2 protein-coding genes and 2 pseudogenes are annotated in these 2,075 nt (G+C 50.2%); 1 reads left to right on the forward strand and 3 read right to left on the reverse strand.

Features of this window, described 5'->3' with window-relative positions; translation table 11 throughout:
* Positions 1-129, forward strand: a pseudogene (locus QZ506_RS06245) (IS5/IS1182 family transposase); the annotation flags it as partial.
* Between the two features lie 139 nt (positions 130-268).
* On the opposite strand, the gene purU reads toward QZ506_RS06245, so the two are convergent.
* The 3 genes and pseudogenes from purU to QZ506_RS06260 form a co-directional block, all read right to left on the reverse strand.
* On the reverse strand, positions 269-1,117 hold the full coding sequence (purU, locus tag QZ506_RS06250; protein WP_291969840.1) for a formyltetrahydrofolate deformylase: 849 nt from the start codon (positions 1,115-1,117) through the stop codon (positions 269-271).
* 140 nt (positions 1,118-1,257) lie between these two features.
* On the reverse strand, positions 1,258-1,668 hold the full coding sequence (locus QZ506_RS06255) for a YchJ family metal-binding protein (RefSeq protein ID WP_291969842.1): 411 nt from the start codon (positions 1,666-1,668) through the stop codon (positions 1,258-1,260).
* 85 nt (positions 1,669-1,753) lie between these two features.
* A pseudogene (locus QZ506_RS06260) lies at positions 1,754-2,045 on the reverse strand (IS1 family transposase).
* Positions 2,046-2,075 lie beyond the last annotated feature (30 nt).

A 2,075-nucleotide genomic window follows, 5' to 3' on the forward strand; every position in this document is an offset into this window, starting at 1 on the left:
AAAAGGCTTCTGGGTGGTCATCTAAGTCTGAGAGACTACGATGCTCAGGTGGGTGAAGCCATGGCCATGGTCAAAGCGCTTAACCGGATCACGCTATCAGGAATGCCGAACAGTATTCGCATCACGTAACAATCGACCCGTATGGTGCAGTCGTTACAAGTTCTGATTTATTCAACAAAGCCCCTGAATGCAAAAAAACGCGTTTGTTTGCCGTTTTTTCACGCGCCTTGCGGGTTTTCCACTCAAGGTTGAGTGGAAAAACAGCGGATTAAAGAATAATGGTGCGATTACCGTAAACGAAAACTCGTTGTGCCAGCACGCGGTAAAGGGCGCGGCTCAGGACGTTTTTCTCAACGTCGCGGCCTGCACGCATCATGTCATCGGCGGTATAGGTATGATCCACGTTGATCACATCCTGCATGATGATCGGACCTTCATCTAGGTTGTCGTTCACGTAGTGGGCGGTCGCACCGATGATCTTCACGCCGCGCTCATAGGCCTGATGGTATGGACGAGCACCGATGAACGCAGGCAGGAACGAGTGGTGGATGTTAATCACCTGATTTGGATAGTGCTGCACAAAAGCAGGCGTCAAAACGCGCATATATTTGGCCAATACCACGTAATCCGGTTTGTACGCATCAATCTGTTCAATCATCAACTGGTCGTGCGCTTCTCGTGAGAGCACTTCATGGCTCACCAGATGGAACGGAATATCAAAACGCTCTACCAGCGTCTGCAACGTATCGTGGTTGCCAATCACGGCGGCAATTTCCACATCCAGGCCGCCGTAGGCACTCTTCATCAGCAAATCGCCCAGACAATGCGCTTCTTTGGTGACCAGAACCACGATACGACGGCGGCCTGCATCACTGAGTTCGCGCACGGAGCCTTCCGGCAGCGCGCCGTCTAAATCGGCCAACAGCGTAGTATCATTGAAGATCCCTTCTAATTCGGTACGCATGAAAAAGCGCCCGGTGCGGTGATCGACAAATTCATTGTTCTGCACAATGTTTAATTCGTGTTTGTAGCAGATGTTGGTAATTTTTGCGATAAGCCCCTTTGCATCGGGGCAAATGGTACGCAACACTTTTCGTTGTATTGCCTGAGATTGCATCGTTTGGGATTGCATGGAAATAAGAACCCTGTCCAAAATCGTCTGTCATCATCCCCGAAAGCTGCCACGTTCGTGCGATTTATCGCCGCGATAAGGGGAAGCATGCCACCGGGTTACATTTTTTGCCTTACACTACGCGCCTATCCACGCCAGAAGCACTGTTTGTATTTTTTGTCCGAACCGCACGGACAGCGATCGTTTCTGCCGGTTTGCAGATGTACGCCGTCTACATAGTACCAGCGATCGAGGCGGCGAAGGAAGCGTGAGCGCTCGCGTATCAGCGAGGTACGCTCTGGCTGCGAGGTGTCGGTATAGCGCGCAGCGAATTCGACATAACCTTCATCCGTATCGTATCCTGGGCTGGCAGCCAGCACATTCAATCGTTGCCACTGCGTATCCTGAGCGCTTTCGGTGATTGAAGCACGCCGTTTTTCGGGATGAAGCGCAGGATCCCAGGTAGCGATAAGATAATCAACGTCATGGGCTACGTAAGCACAATAGCGTGAACGCATTAATGCTTCTGGTGTTGGTGCGATGTCGGTGCGTTGCAGATAGGGAAGGCAGCATGCGGTACACTGCTTACGGTCGTGTATTCAATGAGTTGATGTAGCATCAAACGTAGTACTCGCGTTCGATCTAAGTACCAATGATCCTATCGTGCATTTCGGATGATTTTGAATATCCGGGCGTCTTGCGATTGAGCCGTTGCAATCGGTTACGCAGTGTCAGATGTGCACGCTCAATATGCTGTGTATACAGCTTGCTAACAATGTGTTTTACTTTTGGAAGTTCGTCGTTGTAAGCCCTGTAGCCATCAGTGTTTGCATGACTGACGACGGTAACGCTGATGGCCACTTTTGCCATAACCGTGTTTTTTCACAGGAGATGTCTGTTCACAAAACGGGCATCTTACATCAACTTTAGCCACTGTATTCCACATCCAAAACCGGACATTTCA

It is taken from the genome of Candidatus Symbiopectobacterium sp. (genome assembly GCF_020054415.1).
In the GTDB taxonomy this organism is placed as follows: Bacteria; Pseudomonadota; Gammaproteobacteria; order Enterobacterales; family Enterobacteriaceae; genus Symbiopectobacterium.

Bases quoted from the DNA above. Each gene is read 5' to 3' on its own strand.
- purU (WP_291969840.1), bottom strand. From the start codon at position 1,117: ATGCAATCTCAGGCAATACAACGAAAAGTGTTGCGTACCATTTGCCCC.